Annotated in this window: 21 protein-coding genes and 1 CRISPR repeat array; of the genes, 5 read left to right on the top strand and 16 right to left on the bottom strand. The window is 33.9% G+C overall.

Translation table 11 applies throughout. The features are described 5' to 3' along the window. Positions 1–11: 11 nt before the first annotated feature. The 5 genes from JNUCC74_RS04065 to JNUCC74_RS04045 all read right to left on the bottom strand — a co-directional run bounded on the left by JNUCC74_RS04065 (position 12) and on the right by JNUCC74_RS04045 (position 5827). On the bottom strand, positions 12–371 hold the full coding sequence (locus JNUCC74_RS04065) for a PTS lactose/cellobiose transporter subunit IIA (RefSeq protein ID WP_454067015.1): 360 nt from the start codon (positions 369–371) through the stop codon (positions 12–14). A 381-nt stretch (positions 372–752) separates the two neighbouring features. Next, the gene (celB, locus tag JNUCC74_RS04060) at positions 753–2009 is read right to left on the bottom strand and encodes a PTS cellobiose transporter subunit IIC (protein ID WP_454067827.1); all 1257 of its coding nucleotides are present in this window, start codon (positions 2007–2009) and stop codon (positions 753–755) included. A gap of 35 nt (positions 2010–2044) precedes the next feature. Then, the gene (locus tag JNUCC74_RS04055; RefSeq protein WP_454067014.1) at positions 2045–2347 is read right to left on the bottom strand and encodes a PTS sugar transporter subunit IIB; all 303 of its coding nucleotides are present in this window, start codon (positions 2345–2347) and stop codon (positions 2045–2047) included. A 14-nt stretch (positions 2348–2361) separates the two neighbouring features. Further along, positions 2362–3669 carry a 6-phospho-beta-glucosidase gene (locus tag JNUCC74_RS04050; RefSeq protein ID WP_454067013.1) on the bottom strand — a complete coding sequence of 436 codons (1308 nt, stop codon included), beginning with the start codon at positions 3667–3669 and terminating at the stop codon, positions 2362–2364. Positions 3670–3913: 244 nt separating this feature from the next. Continuing rightward, positions 3914–5827 (bottom strand): BglG family transcription antiterminator, encoded by a 1914-nt coding sequence (locus tag JNUCC74_RS04045; RefSeq protein WP_454067012.1) that lies wholly within the window; start codon positions 5825–5827, stop codon positions 3914–3916. A 1078-nt stretch (positions 5828–6905) separates the two neighbouring features. Here JNUCC74_RS04045 and JNUCC74_RS04040 point away from each other — a divergent pair. Next, positions 6906–7646, top strand: a complete 741-nt coding sequence (locus tag JNUCC74_RS04040; protein ID WP_454067011.1) for a putative immunity/bacteriocin fusion bifunctional protein — start codon at positions 6906–6908, stop codon at positions 7644–7646. A 101-nt stretch (positions 7647–7747) separates the two neighbouring features. Here JNUCC74_RS04040 and JNUCC74_RS04035 read toward each other — a convergent pair whose 3' ends face one another. The 7 genes from JNUCC74_RS04035 to JNUCC74_RS04005 all read right to left on the bottom strand — a co-directional run bounded on the left by JNUCC74_RS04035 (position 7748) and on the right by JNUCC74_RS04005 (position 14942). Next, positions 7748–8350, bottom strand: a complete 603-nt coding sequence (locus JNUCC74_RS04035) for an HAAS signaling domain-containing protein (RefSeq protein WP_454067010.1) — start codon at positions 8348–8350, stop codon at positions 7748–7750. 1 nt (position 8351) lies between these two features. Further along, positions 8352–8684: a PadR family transcriptional regulator gene (locus JNUCC74_RS04030; protein ID WP_454067009.1), complete on the bottom strand. Its 333-nt coding sequence runs from the start codon at positions 8682–8684 to the stop codon at positions 8352–8354. 357 nt (positions 8685–9041) lie between these two features. Continuing rightward, the gene (locus JNUCC74_RS04025; protein ID WP_454067826.1) at positions 9042–9227 is read right to left on the bottom strand and encodes a hypothetical protein; all 186 of its coding nucleotides are present in this window, start codon (positions 9225–9227) and stop codon (positions 9042–9044) included. Between the two features lie 1394 nt (positions 9228–10621). Continuing rightward, complete coding sequence (locus JNUCC74_RS04020; protein WP_454067008.1) at positions 10622–11611, bottom strand: asparaginase; 990 nt, start codon at positions 11609–11611, stop codon at positions 10622–10624. 14 nt (positions 11612–11625) lie between these two features. Further along, entirely contained in the window at positions 11626–13110 is a 1485-nt protein-coding gene (locus JNUCC74_RS04015) for a tripartite tricarboxylate transporter permease (RefSeq protein WP_454067007.1), read from the bottom strand. Positions 13111–13122: 12 nt separating this feature from the next. Next, positions 13123–13578 (bottom strand): tripartite tricarboxylate transporter TctB family protein, encoded by a 456-nt coding sequence (locus tag JNUCC74_RS04010; RefSeq protein ID WP_077319547.1) that lies wholly within the window; start codon positions 13576–13578, stop codon positions 13123–13125. 368 nt (positions 13579–13946) lie between these two features. Then, positions 13947–14942 carry a tripartite tricarboxylate transporter substrate binding protein gene (locus tag JNUCC74_RS04005; protein ID WP_454067006.1) on the bottom strand — a complete coding sequence of 332 codons (996 nt, stop codon included), beginning with the start codon at positions 14940–14942 and terminating at the stop codon, positions 13947–13949. 818 nt (positions 14943–15760) lie between these two features. Beyond that, a CRISPR array of direct repeats spans positions 15761–16068; the repeat unit is 33 nt; unit sequence GTCGCATCCTATATAGGGTGCGTGGATTGAAAT. Positions 16069–17140: 1072 nt separating this feature from the next. Between JNUCC74_RS04005 and JNUCC74_RS04000 the strand changes: the two genes are divergently transcribed. Beyond that, positions 17141–17524 carry a helix-turn-helix domain-containing protein gene (locus JNUCC74_RS04000; RefSeq protein ID WP_454067005.1) on the top strand — a complete coding sequence of 128 codons (384 nt, stop codon included), beginning with the start codon at positions 17141–17143 and terminating at the stop codon, positions 17522–17524. A gap of 760 nt (positions 17525–18284) precedes the next feature. Here the strand turns inward: JNUCC74_RS04000 and isdG are convergent. The 4 genes from isdG to JNUCC74_RS03980 are packed head-to-tail and all read right to left on the bottom strand — an operon-like array spanning position 18285 to position 21335. Continuing rightward, a complete protein-coding gene (gene isdG, locus JNUCC74_RS03995) occupies positions 18285–18605 on the bottom strand; it encodes a heme oxygenase (RefSeq protein WP_454067004.1) in 321 nt (106 codons plus the stop codon). Beyond that, entirely contained in the window at positions 18586–19386 is an 801-nt protein-coding gene (locus tag JNUCC74_RS03990; protein ID WP_454067003.1) for an ABC transporter ATP-binding protein, read from the bottom strand. Before JNUCC74_RS03990 ends, isdG begins: the two co-directional genes overlap by 20 nt. Continuing rightward, on the bottom strand, positions 19383–20381 hold the full coding sequence (locus JNUCC74_RS03985) for a FecCD family ABC transporter permease (protein WP_454067002.1): 999 nt from the start codon (positions 20379–20381) through the stop codon (positions 19383–19385). Before JNUCC74_RS03985 ends, JNUCC74_RS03990 begins: the two co-directional genes overlap by 4 nt. Before the next feature lie 3 nt (positions 20382–20384). Further along, on the bottom strand, positions 20385–21335 hold the full coding sequence (locus JNUCC74_RS03980) for an ABC transporter substrate-binding protein (RefSeq protein WP_454067001.1): 951 nt from the start codon (positions 21333–21335) through the stop codon (positions 20385–20387). A gap of 321 nt (positions 21336–21656) precedes the next feature. Between JNUCC74_RS03980 and JNUCC74_RS03975 the strand changes: the two genes are divergently transcribed. The 3 genes from JNUCC74_RS03975 to JNUCC74_RS03965 are packed head-to-tail and all read left to right on the top strand — an operon-like array spanning position 21657 to position 24687. Further along, complete coding sequence (locus JNUCC74_RS03975) at positions 21657–22349, top strand: NEAT domain-containing protein (protein ID WP_454067000.1); 693 nt, start codon at positions 21657–21659, stop codon at positions 22347–22349. After that, positions 22346–22981, top strand: a complete 636-nt coding sequence (locus JNUCC74_RS03970; protein WP_454066999.1) for an NEAT domain-containing protein — start codon at positions 22346–22348, stop codon at positions 22979–22981. The genes JNUCC74_RS03975 and JNUCC74_RS03970 overlap by 4 nt, the downstream gene beginning before the upstream one ends. 26 nt (positions 22982–23007) lie before the next feature. Beyond that, positions 23008–24687 (top strand): NEAT domain-containing protein, encoded by a 1680-nt coding sequence (locus JNUCC74_RS03965; protein WP_454066998.1) that lies wholly within the window; start codon positions 23008–23010, stop codon positions 24685–24687.

Below are 24687 nucleotides of genomic sequence, written 5' to 3'. Positions count from 1 at the left end.
GGTTCAACTATCTACTTTTTTCCAAGATTCATCCCTTCCACTAAACAGTTTACTTTTTTACGAAGTTTATTCTGACTACTGTACATTGCTATCATCTCTTCTACCAAACTTCTTTCTGACATAACTGACATTAAATGATCCTGTGCATGGACTAGTAAAATCGGCAAATTTTCCAATTCCCCCTTTGTGTCTTCCTGAATAAGTTTGGTTTGCAATTTATGAGCTTTTAATAATTCTTCAGAAACTAGCCTCATTTTTGTTTCAATTTGTTCAAACTCTGCATTTCGAGCATGTTTTAATGCCTCATATAAATATTTTTTTGCATTGCCTGCTTGTAAAATGATGCTCATTGAAATATTTTCAATATCCATATGCTACTCCTCCATAATGAATCAGCTTGATAGCGTTTATAAAGTAAATCAAGCTGAGCCCAGCTCATGTTCCAAATTCTTCCTTTTTGATTCGATTCATGCTTTCTCTTTCAAAAAAATCAGTGATCCGTTAAACTGCTGTCCGATGAAAAAACAAGCCGGCCTGTATCAAATACCAGATGTAAACCGATTCGCAAATGAGGGTATTCTTTTGTCTCTTCTAAACTATTCTCCGAAAACAGCAGATTAACCATTAATGTTCTACTGATACTCCCCCATAATGATGAGCGTAAAGGATTCCATATGTTACACCAGGTGCCAGACTAAAATCATTTGCATGAATAATGACTTTTATTGTAATATTATCCCAAAAAATACTCCTTAATTTTCCTTCGTAGCAGCTGCCGCCTTATTGGCTTGTTCTTCTTCTAAGAGTTTTTTATCATACAAACGGAAAAACGGGTAATAAATAAACATGGCCACGATGATATTAATAATCATTAATACACCACCACGCCAATCACCTGTTGTCAATATCCCCGAAAATGGCGGGGGAGTAGTATAAGGAACAATTACATATGGCTTTCCTACAAAACCGAGTGACATAGAAAAATAAGTGATCAGACCAACTGCTAATGGTGCAAGTATAAAAGGTAAAAATAATAATGGGTTCATGACAATTGGTGCGCCAAATACAATAGGTTCACTTATATTAAAGAAACTTGCCCAAATAGATCCTCGACCCAGTCCTTTCAGTTGACGCGAACGAGCTCTTGAGACAAGTAATATGGTTAACGCCAGTGCCATACCCGAACCACCGACTGTCACCCAAATCGCCATAAATGGCTGACCGATAATATATGGAAGTTCTTCTCCAGCTTGCTGTGCCGCTACGTTCTGTTCGGTCAGACTATACCAGATTGGTGCCATTACACTTGCCACAACAGAAATTCCGTGAATCCCAAAGGACCATAGTAAATGGATAAGGATAATTGCAATAATTGCTCCCCATAAACTTGCGCCCATTGCCTCTAAAGGTTGTCTTAATATAGCACCAACAACTCCGTGTAATGACAAGTTAAAAGCATTATGCAATAACAGATCCATACCCCATACAACGAAAATAATGGCTGCTCCGGGAATAAGTGCAGTAAATGCACGCCATACGGAAGGAGGAACCCCTTCAGGCATACGAATAACAATATCTCTCTCTTCAAAAAAACGATATACTTCCACCGTGAAAATGGCTAACACAATTGCAATAAATAAACCTTCACTTCCCATTAAGTTCAAAGGAATATTCCCATCTTCCGTAAGTGGAGTAGCAACAAAAAATGCAGCGAGACTAAGCACCCCGGCCGACAATTCATCCATTCCATAACTTTTTGCAAGACTATATGCGATTGAAAATACTGCGACTAAGCCTAACAATCCAAAGGTAGCTTTTACAGGGATATTCAGTGCTGATGTGTAAGGCTTCATAAATTCTGCCCAAGATTCTATAGGTGGGGATGATATAATGAGAAAAATACTTCCAATGATTAATAATGGCATTGTTGCGACAATCCCATCCCTAATCGCCTTCAAATGGCGTTGTTCAGCCATTTTCCCTGCAACCGGCATAAAGTAACGTTCCATAAACGCATTAAAACGATTCACACCCCATCCTCCTTTCATTTATTTAACTTAAGTGCTTGCTCCAACACTTTTTCACCATCAGTCGCTCCATATGCTCGCATATCAATAATGGCGATTGGCACACCCCTTGCTTCCGCTTTTTTAAACAGTGCATTCTTCTTATAGCGAATTTGTGGACCTAAAAGTATGACATCAGCACGTTTAAGCTGCTTGTCCATATCATCTACCGAATGTGCTTCGATTTGCACATCAATCCCTCTACTATCAGCCGCTTTCTTCATTCTTTCTACCAGAAGGCTTGTACTCATTCCGAGTGCGCAAAGTAATGTAATTTTCAACGTAGTTTTCCCCCTTATAGTAATGAAGTAAATTGTGGTAAAAACTCTTTGTTTACGATAAACATTTCTTCTAAAATAGCTTTTGCTCGTTCAGCAGATGGGATAAGTGGATGTAATGTTAATGCTTGGTGAGCAAGATCTTTGTCTCCATATACAGCTGCGTCCACAGTTAATTCTTCGTATGCTTTAACATTTTGCAAAAGCCCCCTGATCTGCGGAGGTACTGCCCCTACTTGTAGTGGTGTAATTTGATGTCGCTCCACTACACAATTTACTTCTATGCAGACGTCATTAGGTAAACATGCAATGGATCCGTTATTGCGAACATTTAGTGTATGCACATTTTTTTTATTCAATTGAATAGATGTAATCAAATTAACAGCTGCCTCTGAATAATAAGCTCCTCCCCTCTGTTCCAAAGCTTTTGGTTTCTCGTTTAGTTCAAGGTTCTGATAAATAGTAAAAAGTTCTTTTTCAATTTTTTGTACTTGATCAGCACGGGTTTCATTACGCTTAAACTGTTCAAGTTGTTCTTGCAAAATACGATCCGACTGATAATAATATTTATGATAGCCGCAAGGAATAGCACCCAATGATTTCAAAAACTCCAAGTCCCAGCCAAACGCAGGAATATTCTTTGCCTCGTAACTATCCGACCAACCATTGAAAATATCCTCTATTCTTGACTCACCTTTAATATATAAATCCGTTATCCAAATCAAATGATTGATGCCTGTGAAACTGATACTAACATCATTAACAGAAACGTTATAAGTTTCGGAGAATTTTTTATAATAATTAATCGGATTATTACATAGGCCAATAACTTTTACATTACTATGTTTCAAAACTGCTTCTGTAACAACACCTGCAGGATTTGTAAAATTCAACACCCAAGCATTCGGAGCAAGTTTTTCGATATCTTTACAAATATCAAGAATCACTGGTATCGTTCGTAAAGCTTTCATAAATCCCCCGGCTCCAGTTGTTTCTTGACCTATCACCCCATGCTTAATGGAGATATATTCATCATAACGTCGCATGGCAAGTTGTCCAACTCTAATTTGTGTAATAATGTAATCGGCATTTTTTATTGCTTCTTGTCTATCAAAAGTTGCAATAATTTTAATTGGACATTCAGCTTTTTGAATCATACGTTTTGCTAAGCCTTCTATAATGGCTAACTTCTTTTGTCCTGCAACTACATCTGCTAACCAAACTTCTGCTACATGCAAAACTTTTTGATTTTTAATCAAACCTTCTAATAATTCCGGTGTATATGAAGATCCTCCCCCTATCACAGCTATTTTTAATCCTTTCATCGATGACCATCCTCTCTCCTGTTTTCATTTCTTACCTTCATTCTATCGTGAAAGCGCATTCATTATAAGACACCTTTTTACCGCTGCCAATGGCAAAAAAATAATGATATCAAAAAAGTATGCAAATGCTCGACCCTAATTGAACATTTTAACAGTCTTTACCGAGAATTATTTCAACGGTTCGTTTTCTACTAAAATGTAAAAAGCAAAAGCACCCAGCAGTAGCGGTCTTTTGCTATACTTTTTAAACGGTTCTTATAATATTTTTCATTTGGGCATATGTCTTACATGCTAACAGTTTAAAAACGGTCTGTTTATTATCAATTAATCTCACAAGTGATTGGAACATTGGTTGTAATTCTTCTTTATTAGTCTTGTTAACATTGAGCAGTATAACCAATTGAACTTGCTTGTCTCCCCATGTTATGGCTTTCTTTAAAGTAAGAACAGATAAAAACGTAGCATTTGTTCCCGGTTCAAGGGGATGTGGTACAGCCACCAGATTACCAAAGCTTGTAGGAGCTTTCCTTTCCCGTTCCAAAACAGATAATGTATAATTCTTATCAGCTCTCCCATCGTTTATTAACGTACTTGTTAAAAATTGAATAATCGAATGGACCGTTTTAAAATCATAGTTAAAGAAAGTATATTCAGGTAATATATAATCTCCTATATTTGCAACTGAATTCTCCAAAACCCGTTCAATTTCCAAAACATCCATATCTCCAAGGATTGTACTTACATGGATAACCGGAATAGCTAATTTCTCCCTAATAGGTATGGTACTCACGATAAAATCTATATCCTCCAGACTGTGCTGAGTTAAATTATAATATTCCGTGATGCCAACAACCTCAAGTTTTTGCCCAAATAGATTGGTTAGTTTATGTAAAAGCAGCTGTGAACTCCCCAGCCCGGATGCACAGACAATTAAACATTGTTTGCGTCCAACAGAAGAACGCTTTGCCTTTTCAAGCGCAGCTTCAATATGGAGAGCTATATAACCAATTTCATCTTCGTTAACCCGAATCTTTAGTTTCTTATAAATTATCTTTGCGCCTGTTAATGCCGCTTCAAATGAGAGAGGACATTTCATCTTTATTTCTTCTAACATTGGATTACGTATATTCATCTGGTATTGGTAACGACTGATAGCAGGTTTTAGATGGAGTGTTAAATTATTTAGAAGTTCTTTATCTCTGGATAGTTGTAAGCCATATGTTTTGTCAATATGCTGTATTGCTTCTTGGACTACATGATATATCTTTGTATCCATTTCCAAATCTATTGCTTCATTTGTAAAGAATGTCAACTTTGTCCCTTTTAAGTGGATGGATAAATAAGCTATTTCCGTTTTCGGAAAATGGACGTCTAAATTGCATTCAATCTCTTTTAATATTTCTTGAGCTACCTTATATTCCTTTTTGTCTTTTAAGTCATAAAAAACTTTTTTTAAAATTTGAACAGGATTATTCTCTTTTATTCGTTTATAGGCAATAGCAAGGTGAACCATTAAATTTTGTAAACTAATATCTGAAATAGTGATCTGATGTTTCCTAATATTTTTTAGAATTGATTCTCTAATTATATCTAGTTCTTCGCTTGACAATATGTTTAACCATTGACCTTCCAACCATATTGACTGTTGGTTAAAAATGTATTCTGAAATACAAAAACGAATCGACGCTTCTTTTCCTATGACTTTCATGCCATAGTTAGGTTTATGCTCAATCGATAAGCTATAATAGTGTAAAATGTTTCGCACTGTTTTTAAATCACTTTGTAAAGTGGACCGACTTACAAATAATTCAGCAAGTAAATCTTCTATTTTGATATAGTCTGAATGAAAAAGCAATCTTTTCATTAAAAAGTGAACTCGCGCTTCAGATTCAACCGGAATCATAGTAGAAGCTTTTTTTGCATAATGAAGGAAAAAACGGTCCAAATGATCTCTGTTTTTTGCCCTTAACAGATAGCCTTTCCCTCGTTTCGATTGAATGTGTATATCATAGCTTGTTAACATGGAATTCAATTCTTTGATATCATTTCTGATTGTTTTCGGACTCACATTGATCTCAGCAGATAGTTGAGCACTGGTTAATGGTTCGCTTTCAGCATAATCAAGCAATTGAATGATTGCATACTGTCGAGAGTTCATCATCCCACCCCGATTCGAACAGTATTTTTTAAAACACGCTTCAATAGATTGTTACAATCAGTATAGTAGATAACGACATATTACTCCAATTTAATTTTAAATGATGGTGTCATAAAAAACAGTGGTTCTTAATTATAGTAATGAGTAAGAGCTATAACAGAGATTTAACCCGCTTCATAATCATTGCTATAATAGTACTATTTCTATATAAGGAAAGATCGTTAATAATAGTTTAGTGCCAACCCCAAGTAGCACATAAAGTAATCTTTATTTAATGGAGGTTTCTTTTATCCCCCACTGATTGTTAGAATGAACAGAATCGCGCATTTACTTGCAGTTAGATCCTCAACCTATCCCCCTAGATTTCACCTCGTGGTATGAAAGGGCAGGTCTTACTGCAAGTTACATGCAGGATAGAAACCCTGAGGGATTCGCACCAAAATTTGTTTTTATTTCACTTAAGGGTACTAGCATAAATTTCGATTTTCTGCAATAAGAAAGGGCTAAAAAAATAACATTTTTGTATTTTTTAGGAAATATTCGCTATCGCATTCTATATAGTATACGACTATGAAAATACGCTTTCTAAAATAAACTGGCAGTTCCTTTTTTAAGATGAAGGAAAAAAGGGAATTAACAGATCAGGAAAGAAAACAATTTAAATCATGAATTGGTAGACGAGATGGAAGTGGAAGAATAGTAGTAGATCCTATTCTTCCACTTTTGGTATGGAATGTTTAACAAAGCCAGTAACTAATTATTTTACTATTTCTCTCTTCTTTTAATTATAATTTTTGTTGGAATGTATACCATGGTGTATATAAAGAAAGGTTTTTTCTATCAGATTAGTTCAATTTTAAGTTACTATATACACTAAAACAGATAATTTATAATGTTTAATTAACTTAAAAAATACAAAAAGTTAGCAATGCAAAGATTTACATATATTTGGTAATATTTAAGGTATGGTTGTAAGTGCTTACGAATAAGCTGGGGGGTCTGGTGTATTTCTAGAGTATACTAGATTTGCAGGAAAGAGATAGTTTGGATTAAACCAAATAAGGGAGGATTTTATAAAGTGGCTTTTTTAACAAAAAAAATGTTCAATAGTAGTAGTGTAAAAGTTCTTTTATTATTAAGTTTAGTATTTATGTTTTTCTCTAGTCCTGCAACAGCATTTGCTTCTATTGAAAAAGAAGATGGTAACTGTAATCGTTCAGATGGAATTGAGGAAGATGTAAACTATATAGATGGGGAAGAGAAAATGGATGTTTTAAATTCTCTTGAAACCAATAATGTGTTTACAAATAGTGTCCCTCATGATTACATCGATCCGGATAAAAGTAAAGTGATAAATCTTGGTGAAAATGATTATGCAGATGGGGACGTTCTGCAAGTTACAAGTTTATACGAACATTCAACAGATGAAATTAATCATGACTTGCTGACTGTATTTGTTGAAAAAGACAGCGGTAAAGTTTTAAAAATAAGTTATTTTGAAATCGATTCTGAAAAAGTTGATTATAAAGATTTTGATGAGACTGGAAAATTAATGATTCATAAAGAGTCTAGTTATAATGACTTTATTAATGGCAACTTAGATAATGGAAAAACGCATTATAGTGACGATGATAACAAGATAAGTGCTAAAAAATCTGGCCCAAAAGGTTTTTGGCAAAAATTTGCATGTGGCTTTAGTGGCAATGTAGCTTGTATGGCTGGTTGCGTAGCATCCTTTGCTGCCCCTGGTATTGGTGGTGCATTATTTACTGCATGTACTGCTGCTTGTACAACAGTTTGGGGTGCTGGATTGTGTTAACATTTTAAACACTATGTGGTAATAAACAAATAAACCGTTATGGGTAAATACCTATAACGGTTTATTTTCTTAATGTAATATTTAGTATTTAAAACCCGGTCTTACATTTTTCTTGATGCTACTTTAATTACTAAATAATAAATTAATAGTAATAGCCAGTAACCCAACATATAGTAAAGTGAGAACATAACTATTCCGTCATTTTGGTTAAATGCAATCCATAAAAAAAGTATAGAAAGTGGAAAACACAGTGACAATAAAATTATAGGTGCTACTTTAAAATAACCTGAAATAAAAGTATCTTTTCTTTTTACCAAAAATAGAGTAATTATACCGCACATCACTTGAGGAATTCCTAAAGTTAGCCAAGCTAATTCCAAATTGTTATCTCGAATCGGTAAAGCTAAAGTTGGAAGCCCCATTAACCCAATAACTAGTAGAAAAAATGATACGCTGGGTCTTTTTTTCTTGTCTGCATTATCAAATTCCTCTAAATAATCTTTAGAAAGAGAATAAGGTGACTTAAATTCACTAAGTATTTTATTAGTTGCTTCGTTTTCACTGTACCCTTCTTTTTTTAGTACATTTAATTTTTCCTTTAAATGCATTTCAATTTCATCAAGAATTGCTTCTTTTTCTTCATTAGGAAGTTCATTTAAATTTTCAGAAAGTTCATTTAAATATTTTTTTATACTTGAAGACAAATTATTCAACTCCTTCAAAAGAATTAATTATTTTAGTTAAATGTTTAAATACTTTCATACGGTTTTCTAAAACTCTTTTACCATCTTCTGTTAATTTATAATATTTTCTCCGAGGTCCATCTTCAGGAGAATCCCAATAAGAGTATGACCATTGATTTTTTTCTAATCTTTTAAGGATAGGATATATAGCTCCATCAGCAAGACTTAAATAAGTCGTATTTTTTAATATAGCTGTTAATTCATAGCCATATAAAGGCTTTTTATTAATTAACAGCATTATAGTTAATTCTATAACCCCTTTTTTAAATTGTAATTGCCATTTATCTTTATCCACCCATGTCACCTCCTAAATAAATCATATATTATACAACACTATATGTCAATGATACATATAGTGTTATAGCTATATAGTTTGTACATACATGATAAAACATATCCAGTCACTAGCATTGCACAAAATGAAGAATATTGAGTTAACTATCTTTTGCGATTTTGAGCTAAAAAGTTAAAACCCGAAGAAAAGTGACACTGTCCATGTTAGTTAAATGTAGTGGAAATATGCTGGAATCCATAATTTTTAATGGCATATATTTTTCCATTTTTATAGAGATATGCTCTAATTTTCCACACGAGACCTAAGAATAGATGGATGAATTTTCCTGTTCTTTCGTGATATTTGAGAAACACTGATCTATTCGAACCCATGTGTTTTTTGAAGATCTTCGTCTAAAAGCGCATCACTCATTAATTCTAAGCTCTCGAATTCGTGTAGTTGGGCAAACTGTAAAAGCTTGATATAAGCCTTGGTAGTAAACTTTTTTGTATAATAGTCTTGTTTAGATTCGTTCCCTTGTTCATGAAGTTTTTGAAAATTTATAGGTAAAATCCATTTACCAAATGATGAAAGTAGTGTATTCTCTGTCCATGGTAGATTTCCTTTACTGTTGGATTTGGACAGGAGCCACCTGTACTTCCATTGTAAAGGATGTTTTTGTTGTATGAACCAGTTTTTCGAATATTGTAGTATTTAGAATCAAAAGATATAATTAATGCAATGCTAGTGGGTTAACTTATTTCATTTTCTGATAAAAATGTATTTAGTTGATGTGGAGAGAAGGAGATAATTTGAACATTCTAAGGTTACCTTTTGTTCGTACCTTAATATTTTGTGTTTTTATTCTAATTTTGCTTTTTATTAATAAATTAAATGTTCTATTATTCTTCTTGCTAAGTGGTTTATATTCTTTAACTGAATCGATTATGTCAAAAAAAGGATTGGATATAAATACAGGCAACAAATTTGTTGATTTTGGTTGGATATTTTTTTTATTGATAATAATGATTTTAGTGTCCATAGATGCTTTTAAATAAAAAATAAGAAGATCGAACTGGTATAATCCCCTTATAGTAGACAGAAAAAAGAAAGCATATTAATCAGTCTACTATAAGGGAATTTTTTATGGGAAAAATCAATAAGACATATGATATAACATTCAAGATGAAAGCAGTAGATTTATAAAAAAACAACCAATGTTGTATGATGAAACTATCATTTACTAAAGCAATTATTATTTTAAAGGAATGTAAAAATAAATGAATATGTATGATAAGTTGATAAGACTTTTACTTTGATAAAGCAATATAAGCTTACTACCAATAAAGAAAGTATACGAGGTGGTTGCATTCAGATGTGATTAAGGGAACTCCCTTACATCTCGTAATGATTAATTGAAAAAAAGAGAACGAGATTTTATGATTGTGGAACATACTGGTCATTCAACATATTTTGCAAAATATGTCTGGAATGAAGTAATGTAAAATAAACGAGGTTATGCCCCACCGTTTTTATTATAGAGCATTTCTTTATGACACTAAGCGAATTCAAATGAATGACAACTTTGAAGACATAGAAGAGCAATTTTTTACATTAATCGAATATACCTACGTCAAAAGCGAGTGAAAAAATAAGCAACAAATGGAAATATAAAAGTTCCAAATACCCTATTCAAAAAATGAACAATATCGTTTACTTTCATAACAACCTTATTCTTTTTTAATACTAAGTAGTGACCGGTTTATGAAGGAAAACATAGTTTTTTTGAGGGTGGATTGAAATTAGAAAAGGATGAGGAATAACATTGCTGTATAAGTCGCATCCTATATTGGGCCGCGTTAAATCATTTCGAGCTACAATTGATTAGACCCAAACTAAAAATGTCTGGTAACCCCTGATATGCAGGGGTACCAGACATTTTCATTCTTTAATTGAACTTAATATTCATTAAATATCTCTTGTAAATCTGATAAACTATCAGTTAAAGTGAGAGCGAGCATAAGTAATATTCTGGATTTTTGTGGTGATAAGTTATCCGCAGTAACACATGGAAATTCATTAAAGCTATCAATTGGAACAACACGTCCTTCATGAACTCGTCGACTTCTGACCACTACCATTCCACTTTCTACTGCTTCTTTAAGTGCGGCACTTTCTTCTGGTGAACATCGACCTGCCCCAGTTCCAGCTATAACGATACCGGAGTATTTTTTACTGTTTGAAATAAAACGAATCAGATCGCCATCAACACCTGCATAAGAATAAACAATGGCGACATGGGGTAATTTTATAGCTGAACTTTTCGCAAAGATGGATTGAACCGTATGCTTTCTAGCAGGACTTCGATAATAGTGAATGGTATCATCCGGGTCAATATAACCTAAAAATCCCAATTCACCTGATTGAAAAGTCTCCAAACGGTACGTACTTATTTTTGCAACTTCACGAGCACAGTTAATATCATTGTTAGAAACAACAAGCACTCCTTTACCAGTAGATTTTTCATCTACTGCAACCCTAATCGCATTAAAAAGATTACTAATTGCATCAGAACCAATAGCTGTAGAAGGGCGCTGTGCTCCTACACAAACGACAGGTTTATTACTATTCATTGTTAAATGTAAAAAATAAGCAGTCTCTTCTAAAGTATTCGTTCCATGTGTTACAACAACGCCATCATAGCTATCTTCATTAAGTGCACGATTAACCATAGCTTGTAATTCTAACCAATGTGAACTTTTCATACAGGTACTACTAAAATTAGCCAATTGAACGATAGCAACTTCTGCTATTTCATTTATCTCAGGAACTTTTTGTAAAAGATCTTCTCCTGAATAAACACCCGTTTGATAGTCTTTCATATCAAGCCTATCTTTTCCTTGTGCGGAAATTGTTCCACCAGTCGCTATTAATTTTATTTTTTTCATGATAACCTCCACCTTCACGGTTCTATTGGTTTTTTACTGAAAAAAGGAATAACAATCGTTAAAATTGCTAAGATCAGGAATATTATTGCTATTGGTCTTTCTATGAATATACCTAAACTACCATTTGAAATCGTTAACGTTTGTCTCAAAGATTGTTCAATCATACCCCCTAAAATAAAACTTAATATAAAAGGAGGCGCTGGAAAATGAACCAATCGCATAAAGAAGCCGATTACGCCAAACAATAATAGTAAATACAAGTCAAACGTGTTAAAACTAATTGCATAAACACCTATCATACAAAATGTAATAACTAATGATATAAGTAATGGTCGAGGAATGAGTAATATCTTTGCAATGTATGGAATAAGTGGTAAGTTTAAAATTAATAAAAATACATTGCCAATATACATACTTGCAATGACACCCCAAAACAACGTTGGGTGCTCCTCAAACAAAAGAGGCCCCGGCTGCACCCCCAGCACAAGGAGAGCACCTAATAAAACAGCAGTTGTACCTGAACCAGGAATACCGAGACTTAATAATGGAACAAAAGCACCGCTAGTAGCTGCATTATTAGCCGTTTCGGGAGCTGTCAAACCTTTTATAGAGCCGTTACCAAAGCTCTGAGGGTTCTTGGATAGTTTTTTTTCAAATATGTACCCAATAAAAGAAGCAATGGTAGCTCCGGCTCCAGGTAAAACACCTATAATAAAGCCTAGTAATGACTGTCTTGTAGCAGGTCCTTTCATCTCTTTAAAATCCGATCTTGATAGTTTTAAACTCCCTATATTTTGCTGTATTTCTTTATTTTCTTTTTTTGAATTAATAATTAGAAAACAGACTTCTGCTAAAGCAAACAACCCTAATGCGATGACAAGGAATTCAATTCCGCTTAGTAAATTGGCATTTCCAAATGTAAAACGAGGAGTTCCAGTTTGTGAATCAATTCCTACTGTAGCAAACATAAATCCAAGTACACCTGAAATAAGTGCTTTCACAAGTGAGCCTTCTGATAAACTTGCAATAGCAGTTAACGCTAAAAACATTAAAGCAAAGTATTCCGGTGGACCAAATGCAATTGCTACAGAAGCAAGCATAGGAGCAAACAGCATTAATAAAACAACCCCAACCGTTCCTCCTATAAATGAAGAAATGGCTGCAATTGCAAGAGCTTTTCCAGCTTTCCCCTGTCTTGCCATTGGGTGACCGTCAAAAGCAGTTGCTACCGTACCAGAAATACCTGGAGCATTTAATAAAATTGATGAAGTCGAGCCTCCAAACACAGCTCCATAGTAAACTCCTGCCATCATAACCAGTGCAATGGTAGGGTCAAACCCATAAGATATCGGAATCATAACAGCAATAGCAGAAATAGGTCCTAATCCGGGTAGCATCCCAATAAAAGTCCCTGCCAAAACACCAATAAAAACAAACACAATTCCTTCCAAGCTAAATGCAACTTGGAACCCAGATAATATCCCTTCAAAACCTCCCAACTAAAACCCCTCCTAGAAAAAAGACAAGATTCCCTGCGGTAATTTTATTTGTAATAATTTTGTAAACAATAGATAAAATGTTAATGGCACTAAAACAGAGGTTAATAAATTAATAATATGTTTTTGATAACCTAATAGATACGAACAAAAAAAGATAAACAAAATAGTAATAATAAGAAAACCTACTATTTCTAAAAGGATTACGTAGATAACAATTAACAAAAGGACACTCAATAGTCTAAATAGATCACTTTGAGTAATGTTGACTTTTTTCTTATCCACGACTTCATCCTTCATAAAGAAAAGAATTGCAGCTAGTAAAAAAAGTAGTATTCCTAAAATAATTGGTAAAACATCCGAATCTACTGGTACATAAGGATAAGCAGGTAAGTTGAAAGAGAAGATAAGATAAACGAAAGCGATAATCCACAATAATATGGCTATTTTTCTATTTAATGACTTTAACATAGATCGAACCACCTTTTACTTGTAAATAGGAAAATCCATTTCATATTAAAATAGACTGATTAAAATATCTAATTGTTTGTGTTGAGCACTTCTCGTAGCTTTAATAAAGTGAAACTTCATTCAGTAGGAGTTTTCTTCCATCTCCTACTGAATGTTAGTACCTCAGGGGTATGACCTAAAGGCCCTTAAACGAATCGGGCATTTAGGTGCCGTTTTCTCCCACTTAGACCCTTTTGTATCAACTCAAGATTTTGAAGTGGGAGTCTTACGGCAACTTACATGCGGGATAAACACTCCTTCTATTAGCTAAACCAAAGCCTTGAAAATCTTCAAAACCTATAATACGCAAAAAAAACAATGCACAATTTTTATTTTTTTGCCAACCCTAGTTCGTCCAATAAATCTTTAGCTTCTTCTCTTTGTTCATCTAAAAATGCTTTGTATTCCTCTCCGGACATAAATAATTCATCCCAGCCATATTTATTACGTATTTCTTTCCATGCCTCAGATTGATTTAATTCTTTAAACTTGGAGACATAATATTCAACAGCACGTTCATCCAAGTTAGACGGGCCAAAGAAACCTCTCCAATTGACAAAACTGGAATCAATCCCCTGTTCCTTTACCGTAGGATATTCAGAAATAACATCTCCTTTAAGTCTTTCTTCAGACGTTACTGCCAGAACTTTAATTTTTCCTGCTTTGACCTGTTCGATCGTTTCTGCAACCCCTGTAGAAAAGACATCGGCGCTACCATTTAATAAAGCTGTAAGTTCTCCACCATCTTGTTCAGAAATATATTTAATCTTCGTAATATCGATACCGGCCTCTTTTGCAATTTTTACAAACTGGATATGATCCATGCTTCCTGGTGAAGATGATCCAATAACCGTAATCTTTGCAGGGTCCTTTTTCATATCTGTAAATAGATCATTTAGATTTTCCCATTTTGCATCTGACCTAACAACAAATGCTCCATAATCAGCAATTACATTTGCTATCGGTGTGAAATCAGTATGATCATATTGAGATTGCCCATTTAATGGCACGTCAATTAACGGAGGAGAAGCTATAAATAAGTGGTGCGGATTTCCAGCTTTTTCCGCAATATATGCCCAACCTACAGCTCCTCCGCCACCGGTTTTGTTAATAACGCCAATATCTTTTTTTATTATGCCTTCTTCTTTAAAAACTTTTGCTGACATCCTGGCTGTTGTATCCCATCCGCCACCTGCCCCGCCGGGTGCAACAAATTCAATCGGCTTTTCCGGTGTCCAGTTTTCATCAGAATCTGATTTGCTAGTTGAACATGCTGCCAATATGCAGACAATGGAGAAACTGAACAGAAATAATATTTTTTTCATTCATTATCTATCCTTTCATTTAACAATTAATGTTAACGATTACATAGTTTGTATAATAGACTTGGTTTTATATAATTTTTCTCCACCATACTTGCTTAATATTGATATAAAACTTTACCCACTTGTTCTTAATTCAGTGCGGATAGTATGGGAAATATGGCTAATACTATGCGAATTTAGTTATTATTTGTTCTATATTTAAAATTATTAGGAATTATCCGAACATACAAACTGAATTCCCCCCTTACACTTTATGAATCTAATCATTTATTAATTTGAATAGATTATACAACATTTAGTTGTTTTAATCAATATAAACAATTTAAAATTGTGTAAATTAATTTTAAATAATCATTTTTTACATATACATATATGGTTTTTTTGTTTCTATACAAATTATCTTGTAATAAAAAATGTTTTACCTTAAAGCCCTTACTATCCTTAAATAAATTCAACTAAGGATATATATTTTATAAGCTTAGAAAACTTGTTCCCTAACAAGATACTGTACAATAGATCATGGTCAAAATAAAACTATCTTTTGCACCAAAACAAAGTCCATCATTTAATAGCTATCTGTTATTATCAAACATCTTTAATTTTTCCATTTACAGTTTGGTTAGAACAAATAATGATATACTCCTATTTAGTGCGAACCCCAAGTGCACATGAAAACCCGGGGGGATTCGCACCAAAAATTTGTTTGTATTACACCTGAAAATAGAATAAAATAGATAGACAGTAGCATAAATATCAATTTTTTGGTATTAAAAAAGCAATATCGCTAATTTTTTGTAAACATTTAGGCGATATTCGCTGTCGCATCCTATATAGGGTGCGTGGATTGAAATATTTTGGCTACGGTTTTCATACCACTGGGTGACAAGTCGCATCCTATATAGGGTGCGTGGATTGAAATTGTGATGTTCTCTTTTTCTATCACCCATTTAAAAGACGTCGCATCCTATATAGGGTGCGTGGATTGAAATACTTCTGGATTTTCTGACAATCTAGTGTACCCTGGCGTCGCATCCTATATAGAGTGCGTGGATTGAAATTGTCCATACCATCGCGTAGACCTGTGATTATGTCAGTCGCATCCTACATAGGGTGCGTGGATTGAAAATGTTAAGTCACATCATGATTAAATTGAATCTTCCCTCCACCCATCCTACTTGAACAAAAAGTGCCGTTTTCTTTAGAAATGTAAACAATTATCTGCCTCTGATTCGGTACATTCAAATGCTGCACTGTAACGGTCTTTAAAAGAATTTATGTTTTCTGTAGCTTGTTGGTCTATTACTAAAATTTCTGTAGCACCTAGTTCGTTAGCAAGTTTTAATCTAGCAATGTCATTAGCCTCTCCCCTATTACTTCAACGTTATCACCACTTGCCCGAATAACTTAAAGTGCTAGTCCGATTATTCCTGGTTCTGCATCCAAGACGTCATCACCTGCTTTTACCCAACCTCTTTCAATTACGCTTCTTACAATACAAGGGAAAGGCTCTCTCTATTAATGCACCTTCATCTAAACGAATTGTTTGTGGAATTATATAGCCGAGGTAACTTGGACTTAAAAAACATATTCTGTAAATACTGCCTTTTTACCTGAACCAGATGACTTCCATTCAATACACTGCACTATCAATCTTTGCTTACAATAATGACACGAACTAAAGTAATTACTGCCTTATGTGAAACTTCTTTGTCACCCTTTTCAATCCCTTTACATGTTTTCCAGTCTCTTCGATTATCAGAATATTTATGTCTAAAATATCAGAATAACCACCACGCTACTTATCTATTAAACAAGAATATCAGTTCCACAAATAAATAGGCTTTTATTTTCAACTCATTGCCTTTTAGGTAATTCAATATGTTCCAGACCTATGTTATTGAATCCTCTACCTCTCTTTACTGAAGCCTTCAAAATTTCTTTCTACTTATATTTTTGAATTTTCTGATCTAAAACCCTACCATTTTATGTATCATTATCGTTCAATTATTCTATTTTCCTAGGAAACAGTGCTAGCTACCAGGCACCTTTTTAAACACAGTTTGTCTATTACCATTCTTTAAAACCAACAACTTTTTGTTGTTTATAACTAAAAAATAAAATTTTCGTTGTATTATCTCTCTTTTACAATTTCTAATTGTATAATTTTGCTAAGAATAATAGAAAGGAGGAAAAATTACATGTACAGATTTAGTGAGCGATTAACTGATGTACGAGTTGAAGCTGGATATAGTCAAAAGGATCTTGCTAAGGAGCTAAATATTACTACTAGTGCGTATGGTTACTATGAACAAGGAAGAAATGAGCCATCTCTGGAAACAGTTAGATTACTAGCCAAGAAACTAGATGTTTCAACAGATTATTTATTAGGTATTATTGATGAGCCCAAGCATCCTGTTAAGTATGAAATCACAGACGGCTTTATTCTAACCGATGCCGAATTATTCACTGTAAAGCAAATGAAAGAAAAACAACTTTTAAGTGAATTAAGCAAGAATCCAATTGAAAACGTGGATAGGTTAGTAAGGTTTTGGCAGTTTATGAATAAGGAAACACAAAAGTAAAAATTAGCTTAGAGGCTTCTCTGTGCTTAAAAATAGAAATTTTGCCATCGCCATTAACCGATATAATATACGATCCAAAAGACATCCATCCTGTATCTTTTATCATTTTGAAATGCACCTGTCGTAATCCATTCATACTCTATTCATCATGTAACCTCAATAATAAATACAAAATCTCAGTTCAACCATCCTTCAATTTAATTCGTGTTTTCTTACTTAGATTTGAACTTCATGATAAAATTATCTCCGTTTATCTAGTCAATTTTTTCAATTTTATAATTCAAAAAAAGAACCACCTCCTTTTAAATAAGTGGTTCATTTAAGATCATCACCCTTCCCCCGCCATCACTCCTATCTACCTTAGATTTCTTTTTCAAGAATCCATAGAGTTGTGTAATTGAAATGCCCTCGTTGATTCCTGGGTTAGTACCACTATTATTAACCTTCTTTGTCATGTGACTTTAGAAAAAAAGTAAGTCCGATTACTATTATTTTGGGTATGACTTTGCCTATGGAATAACCTGATTCTAGCGTAAAGAAAGAGGCATACACATTTCAAAGTGTATACCATACAGAACATCCATTATCTGTTAAAGAAAAGAGTAAGAGGGGGTACTAATTATTTATCTCTATCAATAAATATATGTTTACCATATTCACAAGACGGGGGTTGCTTGTGAATATAGGTAATCAACAATGTGCATCTAAACCTTTCATGAATCCTAATATGATTGAAGTACACCTCTTGACTGCAAACTAGTTATGCAGGAACAATCGGCTTACGAACTATCTTTACATCATAATAAGATATTTCATTGGTAATAATATAATCCGTTTTCCCACCACGATGGGTATGTGCTTCCCTAAATGCATCACTTTTTAACCATTTTTTAAAGGAATCCTCTGTATCCCAACGCGTCATAATAGTCACTTCATCATAATCCTTTAGCTTATCTGTCACTAATACTTCCAAACCTAAAAAACCTTCCATTGTCTCAATTTTACCAACTTTATTAAAACGATTGACTAACTGATAACCTTTATCTTTTTTTATTTTTGTTCTATTTGTAACGATATACATGGTGTTTCCTCCTTAATTTAGGTATTATCAATGGATAACTATCTTCATAGATAATCCGTGCATGTATCTCATAAACATTTGCTAAAAAGTCCTCTGTTAGCATTTCTTTTGGTTTCCCTTTATCTACAATCTTCCCGTTTTTAAGTGCAATCATATAATCACTATACATAGCAGCTTGTTGCAGATCATGTAAAACCATAATAATTGTCATCTTATAACTTTCGTTAATAAATTGCAGCAACTCCATAACTTCAAATTGATGGGCAATATCTAAATAAGTAGTCGGCTCATCTAATAATAAAATGTCTGTTTGTTGTGCTAAAGCCATTGCAATACGAACCTTCTGTTGTTCCCCTCCTGATAAACTAGAAAACATACGATTTTCATAGATGGCTGTATTCGTTATGTTCATTGATTCATAAATGATTTCCTCGTCTTCTTTCGATAATCGATTAATAAAAAAACGTTTATATGGAGATCTGCCAAATGAGATTAATTCTTTAACTGTTAAATTAGGCAGATGATCTTTGGCTTGTGGTAGCATGGTGATTTTCTTTGCGAATTCTCTAGTTTTATAGGACTGACTATTTTTTTCGTATATATATACAGATCCATTGTCTGCCACTAGCAGTTTGCTAATAACTTTTAATAGTGTTGACTTACCGGACCCATTGGGACCCACAATCGTACTGATTTTCTGGTTTGGAATGGATAAAGAAATATTAGCTAATTGAAAGTCGTTTACATTTAATTTAATTTCATTCATACGGATAGCATTCATGACAATATTCTCCGTTTCTTAAGTAAAAATAAAAAGAATGGTGCTCCTAAACATGCTAGTAATATTCCAACCGGAAATTCAATTGGATCAAACCAAGATCTTGCAATCAAATCAGCAAGTACAACAAGAATCCCACCATAAACAATACTAAATGGTAGTAAAAAAGCGTAATCATCGCCAATTAATAACCGGATAATATGTGGGACTACTAACCCAACAAAACCAACTAAACCTGCAACACTAACCGCTGCTCCTGCTAATAATGAAGCTAATAAAATGAGTGAAAAACGTTGAATCTCCACACGTTGCCCCAAAAGTTTAGCTGAATGATCACCCAATAATAAAAGATTAGCAGGTCTGATTGCCAAAAATGAGGCTAACAGACTGATAATGGCGTAAGGTGCCATAAATTCTAAATGATACCATCCCTTCCCTGTTAATCCACCAGAAAGCCAAGGCAATACAGATTGAACACGGTCACTGTAAACAACCATAATTCCATTCATGATTGCTCCTAACAAGGCATTAATAGCCACTCCCGCTAAAATAATTTTGACAGGTGATGCTCCTTGATCCCATGCTAGTAAATAAATAACTAGTGATGTGAACAAAGCACCTGTAAATGCCATCAATGGTAATAAATAGCCAAACTCCGGTAAAAGTACCATTGTAATAATTGCTGCCAGTCCAGCTCCTGATGAGACACCAATAATTCCAGGATCAGCTAACGGATTTTTCATAACGCCTTGTAATAAAGCGCCTGATGCTGCCAAACATCCACCTACTAACAACCCTAACAGTACTCTAGGTAAGCGTATGTCCACAATTATTTTTTTCTGAAATGTGTTTCCATCTGAAAATAATGCAGTCCATGTTTCAGACAAAGTGATTGGAACAGGTCCATATGTTATACCATAAAAGATCACAAGCAATAAAAGTATCGGAGAAAGAATAGATACATATTTTCTGCGTAGACTTCTTCTTTTTACTGACATCCTTTATTCCTTCTTCACGTCTTTGATTAATTCATGAAGATAATCTAATGCATCGATCACTTTTGTCCCGGGATTTGTTCCAAACAGATCGGAAGGTAGAATTAGTACGCGATTATTTTTAACTGCCTCCAGTTCATCCCAACCAGCTGTTTGTGACATATCTTTAACTAAACTATTTTTCTCTTTTTCAGGATCACCATGAGTCATTATTAAAATCACTTGTGGATTGGCTTCAATAATTCTTTCAGCGTTTAATTGAGCATATTGTGGATACATTTCCAAGCTTGGATAATCGCTAGCAATATTTAATCCCCCTGCCAATTCTAAAATATTCCCACCTAGTGAATTTGGTAATGCTACCATATTGGTTCCAGGTGCACCATAAACTAATAGTACTCTTGGTTTCTTTTCTACCTTTGATTGCTGTATCGCTGTTAATTTATCATCAATCATATTTATAAGTTGCTGTGCTTCGTTTTCTTTATGGAGCAACTGACCAAAAAGCGCAATTTGCTCTTGAATATCTTTAACAGAGTTAGCATGACTTAGTACCATGTCTGCTCCCATATTTTCTATTACCTGTACATCCTTCGTATTCATTGGATAATTACCCAATACGACGTCAGGTTCGAGCGAGGTAATCTTTTCTACATCCATACTGTGAGTAGAACCCACTTCAAGAGCTTTTTTTGCTTCTTCGACAGACGTTTCTCCCGATGGGCGACCGACCACTTCGTTTCCTAATGCATAGATAATATCTACGTCTCCATGACTAAGTGCTACAATTTTTTCAGGAGTTGTTTCGAAATCAATGGTTCGATCAGCGAAATCAGTAATAGAAAAGGCATTTTCCTTTGGCGCTTTTTCATTCTTTGCTGTTACCCCATCCTGATTACTACAGCCAACGAGAATAAGTAGTAAGATGAATAAAATAAGGAATTTATCTTGCCGCATACATACACTCCTAGTGTTTAAATGATATGAATTCTCAATTAACGCTTATTATAGATGATAATGATTCTCATTGTCAACAAAAAATAAGAAATTTTAAAAATAAAATAAATAAATAAAATTATAGTTGACATTCTATTAAAATTTGCTATGGTATTAGATGATAAGTAAATGAAAATGATTCTCATTATTAACAAGGGGGTGGGAAAAGAAAATACACATTTTAAGTATCTATTTTAAAGTTAAGAAGTTATTGAAACTTCTTTTTATTTTATACCTAATTGATAATGAGAATCAATATCTTTGACGATTGGAGGTTAGTAATTGGAGAAACATCGCCATAAAATCTCAGTTATTACTTTACTATTCCTTTATGCTCTCACCTATGTTTGGTATCCAGTTAAAAGTAGCGATGCAAAAGCTAAGTTACCGAATGTGGAAGAAGGAGTATATTCACTGGATTACGTAATATTACATGCAGAAACAGACTCCGTATCAATTGCTAATGATTATTTTGAAAAACCTGCAACATACATTGTACATAATGGTGAGCACTATATACGGTTTACGTTAAATCATAGTGCATGGACGAAAGAATTACAGGCACCTATACGAGATTCATTTGTCGATGTGAAAGTAATCCGTGAAGATAAAAAAGAAAATACAAGAGTTGTTCAGTTTAAGGTGGATCGAGATTTAACGGAACCCATTGAGTTTAAAATGCATGTATTAATTGAATCGATAGAACCAGTTTATGACCACCACTATACAGTACGTTTTAATTTTGATTTAGATAGTTTGGAAAAACTAGATGAACAATCCGTAGATAATTTGGAAATAAAAGAAGAACACTTCGAAACAACGAAAGAACAGAAGATCACTAAAGAGCCCGTAGAAAATGACACAAAAATCAGTAATCTAGTTATCATCCTCATGGTTTGCATCATAGTTCTTGCTCTTGTGATGATATACATGATTCGAAAAACAAATAAGAAAAAGAAGGAGAATTTAAGTTGAAAAAAATTATTATTCCAATTTTTATTATACTCATAACATTTTTCTCATCTCATGTTAATCATGTAAATGCAGCGGCAACGTATGTTAAAGGGGAACATAATCTACCTTTTACAGTTTTAAAAGGAGATACGGATGAAAGATCCATGACGAATGATTATCTCGTTTCCCCTGCCAAACTCATTGTTAAAAACGGTAAAAATTTAGTACAGGTTACTTTAAAGAATAGTTCTTGGTGGCAATCATTCCATGTTCAATCCAAACCAGTAACTGTAGTAAGTGAAGATAACGATACAAGAGTTGTACAATTTGAAGTTCCAGATTTAGATCAACTTGTTAACGCAACCATACATGTTATTGTACCCGATATTGATTATGACAATAAATATAAAGTACGTTTCCAATTTGACACATCCGGCTTAGTAGCTAGTCCAAACCAAGAAACAAGTACAAACGAAGATAAAGTCGATAACGTGTCGGCAAAAAAAGAAAAATCGGATGCTAACCAGAATGTTGGAACAAAACAAAAAGCCGAAAAAAACCCAAAAACGTCTGACGAGACATCAATCGTTTTACTAGTAGTAGCTTTAATCGCTTCCGGGTTCATCATGATAAGAAAAATCGCAGTTAAATAAATTGGGAACAGAAAGAGGAGAAGGAAATGAAAAAGTTTGGCTCTATACTTTTATTGACATTCTTAATGCTTATGACTGTTATACCGGTCTTATCACCAGTTGCAGCTGCCGAGACAAATGAAAAAGTATTCGCAGATGGCGAGTATGAATTACCGTTTGTTGTCTGGAAAGAAAAGGAAGATAATACTTCTGTAGCCAATGATTATTTACAAAAACCAGCTAAGTTGATTATTCAAGATGGGAAATATACGGTTCAGACAACATTGAAAAACAGTTCTTGGTGGCAATATTTTAAAGTAGAAAATAACGGAAAATTTATGGATGTGTCAGTGATTAGTGAAAATAAAGAAGAAGATACTCGCGTTGTCCAATTCGATGTTCCTAACCTTGAAGAAATGGTAAATGCTAAAGTCCATATCATCGTTACAGGAATCCCCGGCTTTGAATATGATAACAAGTATAATATTCGCTTTAAATTCGATCAATCCCATATTCCGTTAGTAGAAAAACCGATTGCTCCGGAAAAACCAACACCAGAAGAGCCTAGTAAGGACAAGAATATTCCAGCTATTTTAGATGTAGATGACGGCAATTATACGATCGAAGTTGCTGCATTACATGCTAAAGAGGACAAGCCATCCGGCATGTCAAGATATATTGATAAGACGGCTTCCTTATCTGTAAAAGATGGAAAAACTCACCTTACCCTCACCTTAAATGATCATCGAACAATTACGGGATTCCAAATAGATGGAAAGGAACCGGTAGAAGAAAATATAAATGAAGCCGAAAATTGGAGAAAAGTTACGTATGAGTTGAATCAGCTAGCAACTATCCTGAATGCAAACGTACAATACAAGGTCGTATCGCACAAAGGAGATCAACCACTTAGACTATCGTTCAATCAAAATAGTTTAAAAGAAGTAGAAGTTAAACAACCCGATAAAGATCAGACAGATCTAAATAAAAAGCCAGAAGTTCCGACTAATCAGTCGGAAAATTCAAATAAAAAACCGAAAAAACAGACTAAACAGCCAACCGAATCGAATAAAAAGATCGATCCAAAAAACTTGAAAGATGGAGAGTATTCGATTGCTTATAGCGTATTAAAAAATAATACGAATCAAGTATCTGTTATGAATGATTATGTCGTCAGCCCAGGTCATTTAAAAGTAAAAAATGGAGAAAAAAAGATTGCTATTACCTTAAAAAACAGCTCGTGGATTACAGATTTTAAAGTATATCACAAAGGAAAGCTAATTGACCCAAAAGTATTAAGTCATGATTCTAAGGCAGATACTCGTGTCGTGGAATTTGCAATAGAAGATTTATTTACCAAATTAGATGGCTGGGTGAAGGTTGATATTCCAGAATTAAATTATCACCATGAATATGATATTCAATTTCATTTTGATCCTAACTCCATCCAATTCCTTAAGGAAGAAGAATCCTACCCGCAGCAAAAAAATATAGATGTGACTAAACAGCCTTTGAAAAAAGAAGAGAATAAAGAAGAACAAGGGCCAATATTTGATCGTAATGAAGATCGCGGTGATAAACAGAGTCTAGCCACTACTAAAGAAAAGGGAAAACAAATCAACAATCCAAGTACAAGCGATACAGCTAAACTTGTTTTATTTACTAGTTTATTATTAGGTTCTTTAATCCCTCTAGTAATTAAATTACGTAAAAAATACGTTCAATGA

The sequence above is a fragment of the Cerasibacillus sp. JNUCC 74 genome (genome assembly GCF_053667775.1).
This window is presented reverse-complemented; position numbering and strand designations above follow the sequence as displayed.